Source organism: Bacillus sp. HMSC036E02 (assembly GCF_001836235.1).
Classification (GTDB): domain Bacteria; phylum Bacillota; class Bacilli; order Bacillales; family Bacillaceae_G; genus Bacillus_A; species Bacillus_A cereus.
The window spans coordinates 1-1459 of the sequence record NZ_KV827844.1; the positions used below are offsets into that span (position 1 = coordinate 1).

A 1459-nucleotide genomic window follows, 5' to 3' on the forward strand; every position below is an offset into this window, starting at 1 on the left:
TACTTTTTGACTATCTTTATCTACTTTTGTAATTTCTACTGAACCTTTATCTACTAGTTCATTCTCTACTTTTAGTGATAAGACTTCTGTCATACCTTTTTTGATTTCAAATGATACTGGTTTCGCTAGTTTTTTATATCCCGGTAAGCTCTCTACTTCTACTAGCTTATATTTTCCTACTGATAAATCAGCAATCTTTGCTTTTCCTTCTTTATCTGTCGTTACTTTTGTTACTACTTTATCTTTTTCATCTTGCACTTCGAATGTTACGCCCGCTAATACTGCGCCACTTTCTTTGTCTACTTTTGTAATCTCTACTGAACCTTTATCTAACAGTTCGTTCTCTACTTTCAATGATAAAACTTTTGTCATACCCTTTTTGATTTCAAACGATACTGGTTCTGTTAATTGTTTGTAGCCTGGTAAGCTTTCTTTCTCTACTAATTTGTACTTTCCTACAGATAAGTCTGAGATTTTTGCTTTACCATTTTTATCTGTTTTTACTTCCGTTACTACTTTTCCTTGTTCGTCTTGTACTGCGAAGACTACACCTGCTAATGCTTTTTGATTATCTTTATCTACTTTTGTGATTTCTACATTTCCCTTGTCTAACATTTCGTTTTCTACTGTTAAAGCAAGAGATTTTGTCATGCCTTTTTCAACTTGGAAAGTAATCGGATCTACTAATTGTTTATATCCTTTTGGTGCTTTTACTTCTACTAACTTGTATGTGCCGACTGATAAATTAGTAACTTGTGCTTGTCCTTTTTTATCTGTCGTTATTTTAGCGACTACTTGTCCTGCTTCATCTTGAATTTCAAAGACTGCATTAGCTAAAGCATCTTTATTTTCTTTATCTACTTTTGTAATTTCTACATTTCCTGTATCCACTAATTCATTTTCTACTGTTAGCTTTAGCGCTGTTACTCTACCCTTTTCAATTTCGAATGAAATTGGCTTTTCTAGTGGTTTGTATCCTGCCGGTGTTTCTACTTCCACCAACTCATACTTCCCGATAGATAAATCTGAAACGTTTGCTTTTCCTTCTTTATCCGTTGTTACTTTTGCAACTACTTTTCCTTTTGAGTCACGTACTTCAAATACAACATTTTCTAATGGAGCTTTACTATCTTTATCTATTTTTGTTATCTCTACATTCCCTGTATCCACCATTTCATTTTCTACTTTTAATGATAGAACCTCGGTCATGCCTTTTTTGATTTCAAATGATACTGGTTTTTCTAACTTTTTATAACCAGGTAAACTTTCTACCTCTACTAATTCATACTTTCCTACAGGTAAATCTGAAACATTTGCTTTTCCATCTTTATCTGTCGTTACTTTTGTAACTTCATTACCCTTTTCATCTTGGACGATGAATGTTACTCCCGCTAACGGTGCTTTATTATCTTTATCTATCTTTGTTATCTCTACATTTCCCGTATCTACCATTTCATTT

The 1459-nt window shown here is 33.0% G+C and carries 1 protein-coding gene; it reads right to left on the reverse strand.

Translation table 11 applies throughout. The features are described from left to right. A partial coding sequence (locus HMPREF2590_RS12935; RefSeq protein WP_176748658.1) for an MSCRAMM family protein occupies positions 1-1459 on the reverse strand: 1459 nt, incomplete at both ends.